At 61.9% G+C, this 18974-nt stretch carries 15 protein-coding genes, 2 tRNA genes and 1 other RNA gene; 9 read left to right on the forward strand and 9 right to left on the reverse strand.

Annotation, left to right across the window (positions count from 1 at the left end):
* Nucleotides 1–63: 63 nt before the first annotated feature.
* The 7 genes from aroA (at nucleotide 64) to ACFO3E_RS04625 (ending at nucleotide 6573) form a co-directional block, all read left to right on the forward strand.
* Entirely contained in the window at nucleotides 64–1374 is a 1311-nt protein-coding gene (gene aroA, locus ACFO3E_RS04595; RefSeq protein WP_380802790.1) for a 3-phosphoshikimate 1-carboxyvinyltransferase, read from the forward strand.
* Nucleotides 1371–1622: a CBU_0592 family membrane protein gene (locus ACFO3E_RS04600; RefSeq protein ID WP_066523882.1), complete on the forward strand. Its 252-nt coding sequence runs from the start codon at nucleotides 1371–1373 to the stop codon at nucleotides 1620–1622. The genes aroA and ACFO3E_RS04600 overlap by 4 nt, the downstream gene beginning before the upstream one ends.
* A complete protein-coding gene (gene cmk, locus ACFO3E_RS04605; RefSeq protein ID WP_066523883.1) occupies nucleotides 1619–2254 on the forward strand; it encodes a (d)CMP kinase in 636 nt (211 codons plus the stop codon). The genes ACFO3E_RS04600 and cmk overlap by 4 nt, the downstream gene beginning before the upstream one ends.
* Before the next feature lie 171 nt (nucleotides 2255–2425).
* Nucleotides 2426–4138 carry a 30S ribosomal protein S1 gene (rpsA, locus tag ACFO3E_RS04610; protein ID WP_066523884.1) on the forward strand — a complete coding sequence of 571 codons (1713 nt, stop codon included), beginning with the start codon at nucleotides 2426–2428 and terminating at the stop codon, nucleotides 4136–4138.
* Between the two features lie 164 nt (nucleotides 4139–4302).
* Nucleotides 4303–4590 (forward strand): integration host factor subunit beta, encoded by a 288-nt coding sequence (locus tag ACFO3E_RS04615; RefSeq protein ID WP_066523885.1) that lies wholly within the window; start codon nucleotides 4303–4305, stop codon nucleotides 4588–4590.
* 51 nt (nucleotides 4591–4641) lie between these two features.
* Nucleotides 4642–4727: transfer RNA gene (locus tag ACFO3E_RS04620), tRNA-Leu, on the forward strand.
* A gap of 61 nt (nucleotides 4728–4788) precedes the next feature.
* On the forward strand, nucleotides 4789–6573 hold the full coding sequence (locus ACFO3E_RS04625) for a cation:proton antiporter domain-containing protein (protein ID WP_066523886.1): 1785 nt from the start codon (nucleotides 4789–4791) through the stop codon (nucleotides 6571–6573).
* Between the two features lie 240 nt (nucleotides 6574–6813).
* Here ACFO3E_RS04625 and alaS read toward each other — a convergent pair whose 3' ends face one another.
* On the reverse strand, nucleotides 6814–9468 hold the full coding sequence (gene alaS / locus ACFO3E_RS04630; protein ID WP_380802796.1) for an alanine--tRNA ligase: 2655 nt from the start codon (nucleotides 9466–9468) through the stop codon (nucleotides 6814–6816).
* A 163-nt stretch (nucleotides 9469–9631) separates the two neighbouring features.
* Here alaS and ACFO3E_RS04635 point away from each other — a divergent pair, with 163 nt between their 5' ends.
* On the forward strand, nucleotides 9632–11899 hold the full coding sequence (locus ACFO3E_RS04635; protein WP_380802798.1) for an NADP-dependent malic enzyme: 2268 nt from the start codon (nucleotides 9632–9634) through the stop codon (nucleotides 11897–11899).
* A 30-nt stretch (nucleotides 11900–11929) separates the two neighbouring features.
* On the forward strand, nucleotides 11930–12607 hold the full coding sequence (locus tag ACFO3E_RS04640) for a L,D-transpeptidase family protein (protein ID WP_066528476.1): 678 nt from the start codon (nucleotides 11930–11932) through the stop codon (nucleotides 12605–12607).
* Between the two features lie 6 nt (nucleotides 12608–12613).
* Here ACFO3E_RS04640 and ACFO3E_RS04645 read toward each other — a convergent pair whose 3' ends face one another.
* The 8 genes from ACFO3E_RS04645 to ffs all read right to left on the reverse strand — a co-directional run bounded on the left by ACFO3E_RS04645 (nucleotide 12614) and on the right by ffs (nucleotide 18943).
* Nucleotides 12614–13144 carry a hypothetical protein gene (locus tag ACFO3E_RS04645; protein WP_066523889.1) on the reverse strand — a complete coding sequence of 177 codons (531 nt, stop codon included), beginning with the start codon at nucleotides 13142–13144 and terminating at the stop codon, nucleotides 12614–12616.
* Nucleotides 13131–13502, reverse strand: coding sequence for a phosphoribosyl-AMP cyclohydrolase (hisI, locus tag ACFO3E_RS04650; protein ID WP_066523890.1), 372 nt, complete (start codon nucleotides 13500–13502; stop codon nucleotides 13131–13133). Before hisI ends, ACFO3E_RS04645 begins: the two co-directional genes overlap by 14 nt.
* Nucleotides 13503–13565: 63 nt before the next feature.
* Nucleotides 13566–13642 (reverse strand) — tRNA-His (locus ACFO3E_RS04655).
* A 245-nt stretch (nucleotides 13643–13887) separates the two neighbouring features.
* On the reverse strand, nucleotides 13888–14160 hold the full coding sequence (locus ACFO3E_RS04660; protein ID WP_066523891.1) for an HU family DNA-binding protein: 273 nt from the start codon (nucleotides 14158–14160) through the stop codon (nucleotides 13888–13890).
* Between the two features lie 181 nt (nucleotides 14161–14341).
* Nucleotides 14342–16738 carry an endopeptidase La gene (gene lon / locus ACFO3E_RS04665; RefSeq protein ID WP_066523892.1) on the reverse strand — a complete coding sequence of 799 codons (2397 nt, stop codon included), beginning with the start codon at nucleotides 16736–16738 and terminating at the stop codon, nucleotides 14342–14344.
* Between the two features lie 128 nt (nucleotides 16739–16866).
* Complete coding sequence (locus ACFO3E_RS04670; RefSeq protein ID WP_066523893.1) at nucleotides 16867–17190, reverse strand: YbaB/EbfC family nucleoid-associated protein; 324 nt, start codon at nucleotides 17188–17190, stop codon at nucleotides 16867–16869.
* Entirely contained in the window at nucleotides 17187–18794 is a 1608-nt protein-coding gene (locus tag ACFO3E_RS04675; protein WP_380802804.1) for a DNA polymerase III subunit gamma/tau, read from the reverse strand. Before ACFO3E_RS04675 ends, ACFO3E_RS04670 begins: the two co-directional genes overlap by 4 nt.
* Before the next feature lie 51 nt (nucleotides 18795–18845).
* An RNA gene (ffs, locus tag ACFO3E_RS04680) (signal recognition particle sRNA small type) lies at nucleotides 18846–18943 on the reverse strand.
* Nucleotides 18944–18974 lie beyond the last annotated feature (31 nt).

The raw sequence follows: 18974 nt of genomic DNA on the forward strand, positions 1-18974 counted from the left end.
AATTTTTCAGTTCCCTGACAATCGGATTTCACAGTGACCTCTTCTTCCGATCAACCTCGTTCCATGACGTTTGGAAGCGCGCCGCCGTTATCGGGAAGCATCAACGTGCCGGGCGACAAGAGCATTTCGCACCGATCGCTGATGCTTTCGGCGCTCGCCATAGGGGAAAGCCGCGTGGAAGGTTTGCTGGAGGGCGAGGACGTCCTCGCGACCGCTGCAGCGATGCGCGCCATGGGGGCGCAGATCAGCCGGGACGAGGACGGGATCTGGCATGTTCGCGGGGTGGGCGTCGGCGGTTTGCTGCAGCCGCAATCGGCGCTGGACATGGGAAATAGCGGCACATCGACGCGCCTGTTGATGGGCCTGATCGCTAGCCATGCAATCACCGCGACATTTGTGGGTGACGCCTCGCTCAGCAAACGCCCGATGGCCAGGGTCACCGAACCGCTTTCCCGCATGGGCGCAAGTTTCACCACCAGTCCGGGCGACCGACTTCCACTCACCATGAAGGGCGCTTGCCCGGCTGTTCCGCTGGACTATCGCCTCCCGGTCGCCTCCGCGCAGGTCAAGTCCGCGATTCTGCTGGCAGGTCTGAACGCACCAGGCATCACCCGGATCGTGGAGCCGATCCCCACCCGAGATCATAGTGAACGGATGCTGAAGGGCTTCGGCGCAGACCTCAGCGTGGAAATGGACGCCGATGGCACCCGCTTCATCACTCTCAAGGGCGAAGCTGAACTCCGCCCGCAGTCGATCGTCGTTCCCGGTGACCCGTCCTCGGCAGCCTTCCCTATGGTTGCTGCACTTCTGGTGCCAGGATCGAAGATCACGATCGCCAATGTCGGCCTCAACACAACCCGCGCCGGCCTTATCGACCTGCTGCGGGAAATGGGCGGCGATATCGTCATAGAAAATCCGCGCGAAGTCGGCGGCGAACCAGTGGGCGACCTCGTTCTAACCGCCTCGTCCCTGAAGGGGGTCGAGCCCGACCCAGCGCGCGCGCCTTCGATGATCGACGAATATCCCGTGGCCTTCATTGCCGCCGCCTTCGCGGAGGGCCGCAGCACCTTCCGCGGCCTGGAAGAATTGCGAGTCAAGGAGTCGGATCGCATCGCGACCATGGCGGCTGGCCTTCGCGCCATTGGAGTCACGGTGGAAGAACTGGAGGACGGCATTATCATCGAAGGCAGCGGCGGCACCCTCCTGCCAGGCGGCGGCCCGATCGCCACGAAGCTTGACCACCGCATCGCGATGAGCTTCGCGGTCGCCGGCCTGATTTCGAAAACCGGTATCACCATCGACGACATGCGCCCCGTGGCGACAAGCTTCCCCGGTTTCACCGCTCTTCTGCAGTCGATCGGCGCGATCCCATGACTTTCGACCCCGCCAACGTCATAGGCTTGAGCGGCAGCGGCCTGATGGTCATCGCCTACGCCTATAGCAACATGGCGAAGCAACTGAATTTCACGTTCTTCAACCTGCTGAACCTGATTGGCTCACTACTTCTGATTTATTCGCTGACGGTTCATTTCAACGTCGCGTCGATGGCACTCGAAGTCGTCTGGGCCGTCATTGCACTCATCGGCCTCGACAAGGCGCTGAGGAAAGGCAAAGCATCATGATCATCGCCGTCGATGGGCCCGCCGCGTCAGGGAAGGGTACGATCGCCAAGGCCCTTGGACGCCATTATGGCCTGCCCGTGCTCGACACCGGCCTACTATACCGCGCAGTGGGCCTGGCGGTCCTGAAGACCGGCGGCGACCCGGATCATGAAGCCGATGCCCTGGCCGCTTGTACCTTCAAAAATGACGTCCTCAGCGAACCTGCGTTGAGGAGCGAAGCCGTCGGCTCGCTGGCCTCCCGCGTTTCCATCCACCAAAGCGTCCGTCAGGCCCTTGTTAAGCGTCAGCGCGACTTTGCCACACAGCCTGGCGGCGCGATTCTCGATGGCCGCGACATCGCCACAGTTATAGCGCCTGATGCCGACGCCAAGATTTTCGTGACCGCCAGCGTCCATGTGCGCGCGCAACGTCGCTATGATGATGCCCTGTCCCACGGCGGTCACCCTGACATGGACAGCTTGATCGCCGATATTCAGGCGCGTGATACCCGCGACATGAGTCGGGACCATGCTCCGCTTCGCGTAGCGGACGGCGCGGACTTGCTCGACACCAGTAATTTGACTATAGACGCCGCCGTCCAGCAGGCCATTGCACTGGTGGACGCCCAGTTGGAACGTCGGCGACAAGCCTGACGCGATGACGGCGCTTGGGAATTCCAGGCGCCCTTTTCGCTTATCCTCGGGGCGTCGCCCGTCATCGGTCGAACGGATGTTCGCGCGGCAATCCGGCCGTACGGGCGCTTTGGCCTGAAAGACCACCGGACACAACCGGTAGGCCAGCAATGATGAGTGAAGGAAACTACCATGGCCTCTACGGCATTCCCCTCGCGCGACGATTTCGCCGCGCTTCTCAATGATTCTCTCGGTGGCGAGGACGGCGGCTTCGAAGGCCGCGTCGTAAAGGGCACCGTTACCGGCATCGAAAACGACATGGCGTTGATCGACGTCGGCCTGAAGTCGGAAGGCCGCGTGCCGCTGCGCGAATTCGCCGCGCCGGGCCAGAAGGCTGACCTCAAGGTCGGTGACGAAGTCGAAGTCTATGTCGATCGCGTCGAAAACGCCCATGGCGAAGCGATGCTGTCGCGCGACCGCGCGCGCCGCGAAGCCGCCTGGGACAAGCTGGAATCCGAATTCACCGAAAATGCTCGCGTCGAAGGCGTCATCTTCGGCCGCGTCAAGGGTGGCTTCACCGTCGATCTCGACGGCGCCGTGGCATTCCTGCCCGGTTCGCAGGTCGATATTCGCCCGGTTCGCGACGTCACCCCGCTGATGGACATTCCCCAGCCTTTCCAGATCCTCAAGATGGATCGCCGCCGCGGCAACATCGTCGTGTCGCGCCGCGCCATCCTGGAAGAAACCCGCGCCGAACAGCGCAGCGGCCTCATCCAGACGCTGGCCGAGGGTCAAATCATCGAAGGCGTCGTCAAGAACATCACCGATTACGGTGCGTTCGTTGACCTGGGCGGCATCGACGGCCTGCTGCACGTCACAGACCTCAGCTACAAGCGGATCAACCATCCGAATGAGATGATCAACATCGGCGACACCGTCCGTGTCCAGATCATCCGCATCAACCGCGACACCCAGCGCATCAGCCTTGGCATGAAGCAGCTGGAAAGCGATCCGTGGGAAGGCGCCGCTGCCAAGTACCCGGTCGGTGCGAAGCTGTCGGGCCGCGTCACGAACATCACCGAATATGGTGCGTTCGTCGAACTGGAGCCGGGCATCGAAGGTCTGGTTCACGTTTCGGAAATGTCCTGGACCAAGAAGAACGTCCACCCTGGCAAGATCGTTTCGACCAGCCAGGAAGTCGATGTCATCGTTCTGGAAGTCGATCCCGAGAAGCGCCGCATCTCGCTCGGCCTTAAGCAGGCCCAGAACAATCCCTGGGACAGCTTTGCAGAACGTCACCCGATCGGCTCGACCGTCGAGGGCGAAGTCAAGAACGCGACCGAGTTCGGCCTGTTCATCGGGCTGGACGGCGACGTGGACGGCATGGTCCACATGTCGGACATCGCCTGGGGCATTTCGGGCGAAGACGCGCTGGCGCTGCACCGCAAGGGCGAAACGGTTCAGGCCGTCGTTCTCGACATCGACGTCGAGAAGGAGCGCATCAGCCTCGGCATGAAGCAGCTTGAGCGTGGCGGCCCGGCCGCTGGCGGCACCGCTGCGGCGGCTGCTGGCCTGGCCAAGAACTCGGTCGTCACCGTGACGGTTCTGGAAGTGCGCGACGGCGGCTTGGAAGTTCAGGCTGGCGAAGACGGCGCAGCCGGCTTCATCAAGCGCAGCGATCTTGGCCGCGACCGCGACGAACAGCGTTCCGAACGCTTCCAGGTCGGCCAGAAGTTCGACGCCATGGTCACCGGTTTCGACCGCGCCAAGAAGCCGACCTTCTCGGTCAAGGCCATGCAGATCGCCGAAGAGAAGCAGGCTGTGGCTCAGTATGGTTCGTCCGACAGCGGCGCATCGCTGGGCGACATCTTGGGTGAAGCGCTCAAGGCGAAGAACGAAGGTTAATCTCCTTAGAGATCTAACTTAAGTAATAGAGCCCGTCGGAAGTTCTTCCGGCGGGCTTTTTTAATCCCAAAATGAGAAAGCAACTACCGACATTGGATAATTGTCAGAAGGTAACGGATTCACTATGAATTAAGTGGGAACCAGAAGGGGGAGCTGGAGGACCAATGATACGCTCAGAATTGATACAGACTCTAGCAGAGGAAAATCCGGACCTCGGCCTTCAAGAGGTCGAAAGGATTGTTGACCTTTTCTTCAAAGAGATTGTGGACCGCCTTTCCAACGGTGGCAGGGTGGAGTTGCGCGGGTTTGGCGCCTTCACGACCCGCGCAAGAGATGCGCGCACAGGCCGGAATCCGCGCACGGGGGAGCAGGTGCCGGTATCCGCAAAGCGCGTTCCCTATTTCAAACCGGGCAAGGAAATGCGCGAGCGGTTGAACAGCAAAGCGCACTAAGCATCAGCGCATCTTGACCTGCGCACGCGGAAACGTCAGGGGAAGCGCCACGCGGACGTGGCGAAATCGGTAGACGCAGCGGACTTAAAATCCGCCTCCCCCTGGGAATGCGGGTTCAAGTCCCGCCGTCCGCACCAGCAAATAGGCTAGTTCCGCCGGGGGGCTGGATATTCTGCGCGCTTCCCGCAATGATAAATCATGGCCGGCGCAATCAATCCTCAAAGCTTCAGCGATTCCCTGGTTATTCTGGGGGCTGCCGGATTGGTTATCCCCGGTTTCGCGCGCTTCCGTATCAGCCCTGTGATCGGTTTCATCCTGGTAGGTCTCGCCGTGGGGCCGTCAGGGCTGGGCGCGCTCGTCGGTGAACATCCCTGGCTCTATCACGTCACCATCTCGAATAGAGAAGCGATAGAGCCATTCGCCGAACTTGGCGTCATATTGCTGCTCTTCTCAATAGGTCTGGAACTAAGTTTCCGCCGCCTGTGGACCATGCGCGCTCAAGTCTTTGGTGTTGGTGCAACCGAATTGATCGGCAGCGCAGCAATCATAGCCTTGGGTCTTTATTTGCTGCAACAGCCACTCGCCGGAGCGATCGGCCTCGGCTTGGCTCTTGCCTTGTCCTCAACGGCCGTCGTGCTGCCGATGGTGGGAACACAAAGCGCGGTTGGGAAGGCTGCTTTTGCGATGCTGCTGTTTGAGGACCTTGCGCTGGTCCCCATCATCTTCATGCTGGGTGCACTTGCGCCATCCGTCGCATCCAGTCCCGACGGTGCTTGGGGCGAATTGGCTGATACGCTGTTGAAGGGCGGGATCACTATCGCTGTCATGCTGATCCTCGGCCGGATCTTCCTCCCACACATCTTCAGCCAGGCTGCCCGCACGAAAAGTCCTGAAGTTTTTCTTGCGGCCAGCCTGCTGGTCGTGATCGTCTCCAGCATCGCTACTTCGCTCGCGGGTTTGTCGCCCATCGTCGGAGCATTGCTGGCCGGCCTGCTTATTGCCGAAACCGAATATCATGGCGAAGTGGAAGTCATGACCGCGCCGTTCAAGGGCCTTGCCCTGGGCGTCTTCCTCATCACTGTCGGCATGAGTTTGGATGTGCGGGTCATCCTGGCGAACTGGCCCAGCCTTGTGCTGGCGGTCGTGGGCGTGGTCCTCGCCAAGACCCTGGTGACAGCCGCTCTCCTGTATGTCTCTGGGGCGCGCAAGGGTGTTGCGCTGGAGGTTGGCGTACTCATGGCCAGCCCATCAGAAACGACGCTGATTGTTCTCTCTACTGCGGCCGCGGCCAAACTCATCCTGCCATCCACGGCAGCCTTCTGGCAGATCGTAACCGCGATCGGTCTCACCATCACTCCCCTTCTCGCCCGCATCGGCCATGACATAGCGCGGAGGCTGGAGATGGCGCTCGGAGAAGAGGCGCCGGAGCCGCAGCAGGAAAGCACCGAAGCCGCCGCCGTCGTGATCGGCTTCGGCCGCGTCGGTCGCATGGTGTGCGATCTGCTGCGCGTCCACAACCAGCGCTTCACGGTTGTGGAGTCCGACCCTGACGTCGTCGCCGAGGGCCGCCGGGGCGGTTATCCGATCCTCTTCGGCGATGTGTCCCGCACGGAAATGTTGGACAAGCTACGTCTTGGCCATGCGCGCGCACTGATCCTCACTATGGATGACCCGGTTCTGTCCATCCGCGTGACCAAGCGCGTGCGTGGATGGGTGCCCGATTTACCCATCATCGCTCGCGCACGCGACACGGATCATGCGGCGCAGCTCTACAGGGCGGGTGCCAGCGACGCTGTTCCAGAGACGCTGGAAAGCTCCCTACAGCTCGCCGAGACGGCGCTTGTTGACCTCGGGATCGCGATGGGGCCGGTAATCGCCTCCATTCACCAGACCCGTGAGGACCTGCGCATGGGTATCAAGGATGCCGCGCAGTTGGAAACTGCGCCGAAGCTGCGACGCTTGCGGCCCGACGAGGTGCCTTAGCAAGTGGGCCCCAGCCAACCGCTGGTTATCACGCGTCTGAGCCAGATTTTCGGATGAATCAAGGAACCGCGCGCCGCATAGCGCGGCGGCGAGGCGTAGGAGAGGATTTTTAGCCTCTTGGGTTGCGCTCACCTCCCGAGATGCCAGCTTTCGCTGGCATGACGGTATGGTAGCACATGAAGGTATGGTGGTGACGGCACTACGCCGTTCTCCTGCTTCACGGCAGGGGAACGGCGCTCGTCAGGCAGGAACCTTTGCGAGAGCGGCCTTCACCGCTTCGATCGCAGCGCTGGCCTTGTCCCCTTCGGGACCGCCGCCCTGCGCCATGTCGGGGCGACCACCGCCGCCCTTGCCGCCAAGTGCTTCAACGCCAGCGCGGACAAGGTCCACGGCGCTGATCGTGCTAACCAAGTCATCGGTTACGCCAACGGCGATGCTCGCCCGGCCATCGACCACGGCGAGGACGGCGGACACGCCGCTCCCGAGGTTCGCCTTGTTCTGATCGACCAAGCCGCGCAGTTCCTTGGGATCGAGACCCTCGATCACCTGGCCGATGAAGTTGATTGATCCAACCTGTTCAGGACCTGCCGCCTGGGCCAAGCCGCCGCCGCCAAGGGCCAGCGCCTTCTTCGCTTCAGCCAACTCGCGTTCCAGCTTGCGGCTTTGCTCGACCAGCGCGGCGATGCGTGCGGGCACTTCCTCCGGCGTCGTTTTGAGCGCGGCGGCGGATTGACGCAGGCGATCCTCGCGATCGGAAAGCCAGAGGCGCGCAGCTTCGCCGGTCAGCGCTTCGATGCGGCGAACGCCCGAAGAGACGGCACTTTCCGAGATGATCTTGAAGAGAGCGATATCGCCCGTCGCGCGGACATGAGTGCCGCCGCACAGTTCGACGGAATAGCTGTGGGCGTCGCCCTTACCCATGGAAAGCACGCGCACTTCGTCACCATATTTTTCGCCAAACAGCGCCATCGCGCCCGCCTGGATGGCGTCATCGGGCGTCATCAGGCGGGTCGTAACCGACTCATTATGACGAATCTGCTCGTTCACATCAGCTTCGATCGCGGAGATCTGGCTGTGGGTCAGCGCTTCGGGATGAGAGAAGTCGAAGCGCAGGCGATCCGGCGCGACGAGGCTACCCTTCTGCGTCACATGCGCGCCTAACTGGTGGCGCAGGGCAGCGTGCAGCAGGTGAGTGGCGCTGTGGTTGGCGCGAATGCGGTCGCGGCGGTTCACATCAACGGTGAGGTGAACCGTGTCGCCGACCTTGATGCTGCCGGCCCCGATCTTCGCCTTGTGAGCGTGCAGCCGGCCGAGCGGCTTGGAGGTATCCTCGACATCCGCGACAAGCCCCGCCTGCGAGCTGATCGTGCCAGCGTCGCCCATCTGGCCGCCACTTTCGCCATAAAAAGGCGTCTGATTTGTGATGATCGTGACCGTCTCGCCAGCTGTCGCGCTGTCGAAGTTCACACCGTCCTTGACGATCGCCAGCACCTCGCCCTCGCCCTCGGTCGAGCTGTATCCGATGAACTCGGTATTGCCTGCCTTTTCGGCGATATCGAACCAGATTTCATCCGACGCCTTTTCGCCCGAGCCCTTCCAGGCGGCGCGCGCGGCGGCTTTCTGCTCGGCCATCGCAGCGTCGAAGCCGGTCCGATCGACGCCAAGGCCCCGTGAGCGCAGCGCGTCTTCGGTCAGGTCATAAGGGAAGCCATAGGTGTCGTAGAGCTTGAACGCGGTTTCGCCGGGCAGCGTACCGCCCTCGGAAAGGTCCACAGTCGCCTCGTCGAGCAGCTTCAACCCCTTTTCCAGCGTCTGCCGGAAGCGGGTTTCCTCCCGCAGCAGCGTTTCTTCGATCAGAGGCTGGGCGCGCACCAGTTCCTGATAGGCCCCGCCCATTTCGGAAACGAGGCTGTCGACCAAACGGTGCATCAGCGGTTCCTTCGCGCCGATGATGTGCGCGTGGCGCATGGCGCGGCGCATGATGCGGCGCAGGACATAGCCGCGGCCTTCGTTCGCGGGCAGCACGCCGTCTGCGATCAGGAAGCTGGTCGAGCGCAGGTGATCCGCGATGACGCGGTGGCTGGCCTTGAACTCGCCGTCGATGGCGGTCTTGGTCAGTGCACCCGACTCTTCGATCAGCGCCTTGAAGGTGTCGGTGTCATAATTGTCATGCACGCCCTGAAGCACGGCGGCAATGCGCTCCAGCCCCATGCCGGTATCGATGCTGGGCTTGGGCAGTTCGCTGACGATCTCGTTCGCTTCCTGCTCATATTGCATGAAGACGAGGTTCCAGATCTCGACGAAGCGGTCGCCATCTTCTTCGGGGCTTCCCGGAGGACCGCCCCAGATATGATCGCCATGGTCATAGAAGATTTCCGAACAGGGACCGCAAGGACCGCTGTCGCCCATCGCCCAGAAATTATCCTTCGTCGGGATGCGGATGATCCGCTCTTCGGGCAGACCCGCAATCTTCTTCCACAGGTCGAAGGCTTCGTCGTCGGTGTGGTAAACCGTGGCGGTCAGCTTTTCCGCCGGGATGCCCCATTCCTTGGTCAGCAGGGTCCAAGCGTGAGTGATCGCCTGTTCCTTGAAATAGTCGCCAAAGCTGAAATTGCCCAGCATTTCAAAGAAAGTGTGATGGCGCGCGGTGTAGCCGACATTATCGAGGTCGTTGTGCTTGCCGCCCGCGCGGACCGACTTCTGGCTGCTAGTCGCAGTGGAATAAGGTCTTGATTCTAGGCCCGTAAAGACATTCTTGAACGGCACCATGCCCGCGTTGACGAACATCAGCGTGGGATCGTTGTGCGGCACCAGAGGCGCGGACGGAACGATGGTGTGGCCGTTAGCCCCGAAATAGTCGAGGAAAGAGCGGCGAATGTCGTTGGTCGATGTCATGCGGGCGATTTAGTGGGAAGCGCTCCAACGCACAAGCGGGGCTTTTCGTCGTATCAGCCAATCAGGTTTTCTAATCCGACCGGCAGCACGCGCGGCACGAAATGCCGCCTGTCCGTTCGCGGGCGGCATTGCTCCTATCCCAAATCAATTCTAATGCCGCTGCATGGACGACAATACCCGCCGCGCAGCCCTGGATTATCACCGCTTTCCGCAGCCGGGGAAGTTGCGGATCGAGCCAACCAAGCGCATGGTGAACCAGCGCGACTTGGCCCTGGCCTATTCCCCTGGAGTTGCGGCGCCCTGCCTGGAGATCGCCGAAGATCCCGACAAGGCGATGGAATATACCGCGCGCGGTAATCTGGTCGCGGTGATCTCCAACGGCACGGCGGTGCTGGGGCTGGGATCGATCGGCGCCCTCGCCTCCAAGCCGGTCATGGAGGGCAAGGCGGTCCTGTTCAAGAAATTCGCCGACATCGATGTATTCGATATTGAGGTGGACACGACGAACCCGGAGAAGTTCATCGAGGCCGTCGCCCTGCTGGAGCCAACCTTTGGCGGCATCAATCTGGAAGATATCAAAGCGCCGGAATGTTTCGCGATCGAGGCGGAACTGAAGAAGCGGATGAACATCCCGGTCTTTCACGACGACCAGCATGGCACAGCCATTGTCGTCGCAGCGGCGGTCCGCAATGCGCTGGTGCTGCAAGGAAAGACGCTGGCCGAAGCGCGGCTGGTCACGTCCGGCGCGGGAGCCGCTGCTCTGGCATGCGTCGATCTGCTGGTGTCCATGGGCCTGCCGGTCGAACAGGTTACCCTTACCGACAAGGATGGCGTCATACATTCGGGGCGGGAGGGCATGTTGCCCAACATGGCCCGCTACGCGCGCGACACCAACGCGCGGACGTTGCCGGAAGTGCTCCCCGGAGCGAACATCTTCCTCGGCCTGTCTGCGCCGGGCGTGTTGAAGCCGGAATGGCTGCCCTTGCTGGCGCCCAATCCCCTGATCTTCGCGCTCGCCAATCCGGAGCCTGAAATCCGGCCGGAGGTCGCGCGAGAGGCGCGGCCCGACGCCATCGTCGCGACGGGCCGGTCCGATTATCCCAACCAGGTCAACAACGTCCTGTGCTTCCCCTATATGTTCCGGGGGGCGCTGGATGCGCGAGCGACCGAGATCAACGAGACCATGAAGGCGGCAGCGGCCGAGGCGATCGCCGCCCTTGCCCGCCTGCCCGCCCATGACAGCGTTGCCCAAGCCTATGGCGGGCGCAAGCTGGCTTTCGGGCCGGACTATATCATCCCCACCCCCTTCGACCCGCGCCTGATTGCGGAGATCGCCCCTGCGGTGGCGAAGGCGGCGATGGACAGCGGCGTGGCCAAGCGCTCGCTGGACCTGGACGCCTATCGCCGCTCTCTCGCGCAGCAAAATACGCGCTCGGCGCAACTGATGCTGCCCGTTTTCGAAGCGGCGCGCGGGACATGCCGCCGCATCGCTTATGGCGAGGGCGAGGACGAGCGGGTGTTGCGCGCAATCCAGGATGGCCTGGACGAAGGCATAGTTCGTCCCGTGATCGTAGCGAGGCGGCGGATACTCAAGGACAAGCTGCTCGGCCTTGGCCTGCGTTTCGAACTGGACCGAGATGTCGAGGTCGTGGATCCTGAAACCGACCATGAACTGCTGGGGGAACTGGTCGAGGCCTATCGCGCTATCGCTGCGCGCAAGGGCGTGCCCACCGCCGAACTGCTGCGTCATGTCTATCGGCGGCCTACCGTGACCGCGGCGATGCTGCTGCGCACGGGGCGGGTCGATGCTGCGCTGGTCGGCGGCAACAGCGAATATTGGGGACAGGTGGAGCATGTCCTGCGGATCATCGACCGCCGGGCGGGGCACAGTCGCATTTATGCGCTGTCGGGACTGATCCTGGATGCCGGCGCGTTGTTCATCACGGATACGCATATGGTGCCGGACCCGACGCCGGAGCAGGTTGCGGAGATGGCGGTCGCTGGTGCGACAGAGCTTCGCCACTTCGGACTTTCGCCGCGCGTCGCGCTCCTTTCCCATTCCAACTTCGGCGCATCGCACAGCCCAAGCGCGCGTAAGATGCGGACCGCGCTGCAATTGGTGCGAGCGCAGGCTCCGGACCTGACGATCGATGGTGAAATGCATGCCGACGCGGCGCTGAGCCAGTCGCTTCGCGAAAGATTGGTGCCGGATTCGCGGTTTGATGGACCTGCCAATCTTCTGGTCATGCCCAATCTGGATTCGGCAAATATTACCCTGACGGCATTGGCCGCCTCATCCAGTTCGCCCACGGTCGGGCCGATGCTGATGGGGCTCGCCCAACCTATTCATGTGCTGACCCCTGGCGTTACTGCGCGCGGTATCCTCAATCTCACCGCAATTGCGGCGGCGGAGGTCGATCGCGAAGGCTGAACTTAACCTTTTTCGTCCAAGAGGATGAACATGGTGCGGTTGATCAAAAGCCTGGCGAAGGCGGTAGGGCCGAAACTCCTTGTCGGCGGTGCGATCGGCGCTGTTGCATTGTTGGTCAGCAGCTATGTGGACCGCGGGCGGGATTTGCGCTCGTCTGTGCCGAAGGAGCCTTCAGCGCGAGCGGCCGTTGCGACCCCGGTAGCCGAGCGGAGCCGCGCCGAGCCATTGCTCGTGGATCCGCACGCGCTGGTGGTGAAAAGCGTACTGCCGATCACCCAGCCTTTCCGTCATGGCGACTATGCGTGGGACGAAAGCCAGGCTCCTGCGGCTGGCCCATTGATCATCACCGTTGATCTGAAAGCGCAGACGTTGTCTGTTTTCCGCGCAGGTCATGAAATCGGCGCCGCCGTGATCATCTATGGCGTCGACGACAAACCCAGCCCCTTGGGCGCCTTCCCCGTCACGCAGAAGGACGCCGATCATGTATCGACACTATATGACGCGCCTATGCCCTATATGTTGCGGCTGACAAATGACGGTGTCGCGATCCACGGCAGCGACGTCCAATGGGGCAACGCGACCCATGGCTGCATCGGCGTCCCCACGGCCTTCGCCCGAAAGCTGTTCAACGCGGTCAAGCTGGGCGATCTCGTCATCATCACGAACGGCAAGATGCTCAACCTCAGCCAAGCTCGCAACACTGGGTAAGCATGCTCATTCCGGGTTACAGAGCGGGTCCCCGTCGCGATCCTGCGCTCGCAGGGCAGACGCCGCATCGCTTCCCACGCGGGGAAAGCTGACGCCCTCCAGCGATCCACGCCCGTCGCACAGGTCGGCGCATTTCATGTCGAGGACGCCTGGTAGGGAAAGCTGATCGCCGTCATATTGACCCACGACGATGCAGCCGCCAGCGCTGCTGAACTTCAGGATCAGCTTGTCGCCAGCGCGCTTTGCCGTCCCCTGCCCCCGGCAACGCTCCTCTTTTCCGAAGATGGCTTCCGTGCCGAAACGAAAGTCACCTGACCGACCAGGAATGACGCATAACGCGTCGCGGCCAGCCTCATGGCTGCGTTGGAAGAGGCCGATTGGGGAGAGCTTGGCGGCATTCGCGATCACGCCGCTTTCGATCGCCGCTTGTTCCAGACCGGTCGCGGACGGTGTGTCGCCTGACGTTGTTGTGGAGCGCCCACCTTCGCCCTGACACCCCGCCAGAAGCAGCAGGGCAAACAGACTATTCCGCGGCATCAACAGCAGTCAGGCCCTCTGGTCCCACGCGGCGGAAGAAGCAGGAGCGCGCGCCGGTGTGGCATGTCGGCCCCGCCGGCACTGCCTTCACCCACAATGCGTCCTGATCGCAATCAATGCGAATGTCGCGGACTTGCAGCATATGGCCGGAGGTTTCCCCCTTTTTCCACAGCGATTGGCGGCTGCGCGACCAGAAATGGGCGAAGCCGGTCTGAATGGTCAGTTGCAGCGCCTGCTCATTCATGTGAGCGACCATCAGGACATCGCCGTTCTCGACATCGGTCACGACGGCAGTGATCAGTCCGTCACGGTCATATTTTGGATTGAGGGTCAGCCCCTTGTCGCGCGCATCGTCCATAGCCCGGCTATAGAAGGGTCGAAGGCTTCTGCGAAGCCCGCTCGAACCAGCGAAGGGAGAAAATGGGGCGATCGACGGGATCCGAACCCGCGACCTCCGGTACCACAAACCGGCGCTCTAACCAACTGAGCTACGATCGCCACAGGGCCATTCGGCCCAAGAGAGAAGCGGCACATATGCGGCCATTTGAAAGTCGTCAAGCTGACAATTGCGCGCGATGTGCGGAAAAAGAAATGGGGCGCGGACCCACGGCCCACGCCCCTTTCCATTTCAGCATACCGCTGCAATGGGGCCTTCCCCTCTTGCAGCTCAACTCCCCTAAACCTTCAGACCGCGACGCCTGCGATTATCTCGACAAAGGCGCCCGAACCGGCGCCAGCCTTTATCAGTTGACCGAGTCCTTCAGACCCTTGCCCGCCTTGAACTTGGGCTGAGCCGAAGCCTTGATGGTCATCGTTTCACCAGTCCGCGGATTGCGGCCGGTGGAAGCCTTACGCTGCGAAACGGAGAAGGTGCCGAAGCCGACCAGGCGGACTTCGTCGCCCTTCTTCAGCGCGGCGGAAATGGAATCGAATACGCCTTCGACGGCCTTGCTGGCGTCGCTCTTGCTAAGGCCGCTGCTTTCGGCAACAGCGCTGATCAAATCCTGTTTGTTCATACCTTGGGAACCCCCTTCTAGCTTGTGAATACCTAAGGAATCGCGGCGTAGGCGGCGCAATAAGGCGTAGCTTTAAACAACTGTCAAAGGGAAAGCGACGAAGCCGCCACCTCCGATGAGATTTTCCACCAAGTGGGCAAACCTCAACGAAAATGGCGGTTGGTCGCCAGTGGTCCCCTTGTTAGTGACGGAGCGTCGCGTCTCCATCCCGCCCGGAAGCGGGGCTCGGTTGCGCGGCGAGGTCATCCTCTTCCGTCCAGGCTATCGCTTCGGGTACGGAAACTAGCGCTCTTGAAAGCACCTCGTCCACATGGGACACAGGCACGATCTCCAGCCCTTCGCGGATATTGGCGGGGATTTCCGCCAAATCCTTCTCGTTCTCCGCCGGGATGAGCACCGTCTTGATACCGCCGCGCAAGGCCGCGAGCAGCTTTTCCTTCAAGCCCCCGATCGGCAGCACCCGGCCGCGCAGCGTCACCTCGCCGGTCATCGCCACATCCTTGTGAACGGGGATGCCGGTCAGCGTCGATACGATGGTCGTCACCATGCCGATGCCCGCGGACGGACCATCCTTGGGCACCGCGCCTTCCGGAAGGTGGATGTGGATATCCTTGCGCGTGAAGATGCTGGGCTTGATGCCGTAACCCGGCGAACGAGCCTTCACATAGGAGAAGGCTGCTTGCACCGACTCGGTCATCACCTCGCCCAGCTTGCCCGTTGTCCGGATCGCACCCTTGCCAGGCACAGTCACCGCTTCGATGGTCAGCAATTCGCCACCAACCTCGGTCCAGGCAAGGCCGGTGACGGCACCGATCTGGTTCTCCTCTTCACCAACGCCGTGGCGAAACTTCCTGACGCCAGCATAATCCGCAAGATTTTCAGGCGTGATCGTGACCTTGTCATACGCGCCCTCAAGAATTTTGCGCAGGGCCTTGCGCGCCAGCCGCGCCACTTCGCGCTCCAGCGTCCGCACGCCGGCCTCGCGGGTATAGTAACGGATCAGGTCGCGCACTGCGGCCTCGGTGACCTCAAACTCGCCCTCCTTGAGGCCGTGAGCATCGATCTGCTTCGCCAGCAGGTGGCGCTGCGCGATCTCGACCTTTTCGTCCTCCGTATAACCTTCGAGCCGGATGATCTCCATGCGGTCGAGCAGCGGCTGGGGCAGGTTCAGCGAGTTGGCCGTCGTCACGAACATGATGTCGGACAGATCGACATCGATCTCCAGATAATGATCCTGGAACTTGCTGTTCTGTTCGGGGTCCAGCACCTCCAGCAGCGCCGAGGCAGGATCGCCGCGGAAATCCTGGCCAAGCTTGTCGATCTCATCCAGCAGGAAGAGCGGGTTCATCGTCCCGGCCTTCTTGAGGTTGGTCACGATCTTGCCGGGCAGCGAGCCGATATAGGTGCGGCGGTGACCCCGGATTTCAGCTTCGTCGCGCACGCCGCCCAGCGACTGGCGCACGAATTCGCGGCCCGTGGCCTTAGCGATCGAACGGCCAAGCGAGGTCTTGCCGACACCTGGAGGGCCGACGAGGCACAGGATCGGCCCTTTCAGCTTATTGGTGCGCGCCTGCACGGCCAGATATTCGATGATCCGGTCCTTGACCTTTTCCAGCGCGAAATGATCCTCGTCCAAGATCGCTTGCGCGCGCTTCAGGTCGGTCTTGACCTTGCCCCTCTTGCCCCACGGGAGGCCGAGCAGCACGTCGAGATAGTTGCGCACGACCGTGGCTTCAGCCGACATGGGCTGCATGCCCTTCAGCTTCTTGAACTCGGCATTGGCCTTGGCGCGAGCCTCCTTGCTGAGCTTGGTCTTGGCGATCTTGTCAGCCAGTTCGGCCAGCTCGTCGCCTTCTTCACCCTCGCTATTGCCCAGCTCCCGCTGGATCGCCTTCAGCTGCTCATTCAGATAATATTCGCGCTGGGTCTTCTCCATCTGGCGCTTCACGCGGCCGCGAATCTTTTTTTCGACCTGCAGCACGCCAAGTTCGCCCTCCATGAAGGCGAACACCATCTCCAGACGCTTCACGGGGTCAGCCTCGACCAGCAGCGACTGCTTGTCCGCGACCTTCACATTGATGTTGGCCGCGACCGCGTCGGCGAGGCGGCCCGCATCCTCGATCTCGCGCAGCTGCACCGGCGTTTCGGCGGGCAGCTTCTTGTTGAGCTTGGCGTAATTTTCGAATTGCTCGGCGACGGAGCGCATCAGGGCGGCAGCCTCGGGGCCTTCCGCCGCGATCTCGTCGATGGGATCGACGGCAGCGACCAGATGATTTTCGGCGTTGCTGATCGATTCCAATTGTGCGCGATGCTTACCTTCCACCAGCACGCGGACGGTGCCATCGGGGAGCTTCAACAGCTGCAATACGATCGCGATAACCCCGGTATCGTATAGCGAATCCCGCCCCGGATCGTCCTCAGCCGGATCAAGCTGCGACACGAGGAAGATTTCCTTATTCCCCTCCATCGCGGACTCAAGCGCAGCGACGCTCTTATCGCGGCCGACGAACAGGGGCACGATCATCTGCGGAAAAACCACAATGTCGCGCAGCGGAAGAAGGGGATATTGCGTAGTCATTCAATCTCCGGGAGGCCGCCTATTTTAGCTTTGCCGTGCGGTCTTCGCTTTATGGGGACAATCATCGCGGCATTCAATCGCGTCATCCTATTAAAGAAGGAATGAACCGCCCCTGATTGATGTCCCGATCAGAAGGGCAATTTGAAGCCGGGCGGCAGCGGCAAGCCGCTGGTCATCTTCGACATTTCGGCGGAACTTGCCTCATCCGCCTTCTTGCGCGCGTCGTTAAAGGCCGCGGCGACAAGGTCTTCCAGCATCTGCTTTTCGGACGGAGCAAGCAGGCTGTCGTCGATCGAAACGGCGACGATGCGCCCCTTGGCCGAGGCGCGAACCTTCACCAAGCCGCCGCCAGCAGCGCCTTCAACCTCGATCTTGTCGAGATTGTCCTGCGCGCGTTGCAGTTCCTCCTGCACCCGGCTGGCCATGCCCAATATTTCGTTCAAATCTTTCATCGCTCTGCGCTCCATGGTTCGGTCCGATCAAGGTCGGCATCGGGGAAGGCCGCAAGCACAGCCTTCACTACCGGGGTATCGAATATCTCGGCGCGTTCGCGCGCCTGATTTTCCTGTTGCTGCTCCAGCAGGGACGGAGCCGCGCTTCCTTCGCTGCGCCTGATCTGCCAGGTGACGCCAGTCGCCCGCTGCAGTTCAATGGCCAGCGTGCGGCAAAAATCGCCCTCGTTCCAATCCTGCGTCAGCTGCAATTCCACTTGGGGCGGATCGAATTGGACGATCCGCACACAGTCATGAAGGAAGTCAGCGAGCCGCCCCTTCTTTTGTTCCCAAAGCAGATCGACCACCGCCTGCACATCTTTTGGTAGGGACGCAGAAGGGCCCGCAGACGCGACCGGCGCCGAAGCAGTTTGAGCGACTGCAACAGAGCCGCCTTCGCGCAACAGCCTCGCGATCTCGCCCGGGTCGGGCATGGAAGCCGCGTGCATGACCCGCAGCAGCGCCATCTCGCAGGATTCGATCGGGAAGACGGCATTACCCACCTCCTCATGGCCTTTCAGCAGCAACTGCCAAAGACGATGAAGCGGTGCAAACCCGATTTGCGAGGCCCAATCGCCAAGCGCCTCGCGCTCCTCCGCTGACTGACCGGGATTGGCGATGTCGCGCCCGGCCTTCACCAGCGTCACGGCATGAACCAGTTCCAGCAACCCGCGCATCAGCGCCAACGGCTCGACGCCCAACGCATATTGCTCACGCACCGCGCCCAGCAGCGCCCCAGTGTCACCTTCCAACAGCAGGCCCAGCAGCCGGCGAACCGCTCCCCGATCCGAGAGGCCCAGCATTTCGCGCACTTGAGCAGCGGTGACCAGCGGAGCGCCCTCGCCCATCTCGGCATGCGCAATCGCCTGATCGAGAATGGAGAGACCGTCGCGCGCCGACCCTTCGGCAGCCTGCGCGATGAGGGCCAGTGCGTCTTCTTCGGCCGCCACCTGCTCGGCTTCGACGACATGCGCGAAATGGGCAGCGAGCAGTTCCGCCGGGATGCGGCGGAGGTCGAAGCGCTGGCAGCGGGAAAGCACCGTGACCGGCACCTTGTTCACTTCCGTCGTGGCGAACAGAAATTTCACATGAGCCGGGGGCTCTTCCAACGTCTTCAGAAGCGCGTTGAACGCGTTCTTTGAGAGCATGTGGACTTCGTCGATGATGTATATCTTGTAGCGAGCGGAGACCGCCGCATAGCGCACCGCCTCAATGATCTCGCGAACGTCATCGACGCCTGTGTGGCTGGCGGCGTCCATCTCCACCACGTCGATATGACGCCCTTCGGCGATCGCGCGGCAAGGTTCGCACACGCCGCAAGGATCGATCGTGGGACCACCCTGTCCGTCTTCCCCGACGCAGTTCAGCGCCTTGGCGATCAGACGGGCGGTCGATGTTTTGCCGACCCCGCGCACGCCGGTCATCAGGAAGGCATGCGCCAACCTTCCGCGCCGGATGGCATTGCCGAGCGTCTGGACCATAGCGTCCTGCCCGATCAATTCGCGGAAGTTGCGCGGCCGGTATTTGCGCGCAAGCACGCGATATGGCTGAGGTGAATCGGACATGGAAACAATCTAGCGGCTTGAGGACCGGCTGTCGAAGCCGGAAAGCCGGATAAAGGTGGGAGCCGGAACGACCCGCGGCGAAATCGTTGTGGCTGCTTCCGTCAGGACCTGACCAAGTTGGCGACGACCACGTCCGCCCGACTCCCGGCGCGGCATATGGCGAAAGGCTGCGGCAATGGC

The sequence above is a fragment of the Sphingobium tyrosinilyticum genome (assembly GCF_042654265.1).
GTDB classification, from domain to species: Bacteria; Pseudomonadota; Alphaproteobacteria; order Sphingomonadales; family Sphingomonadaceae; genus Sphingobium; species Sphingobium tyrosinilyticum.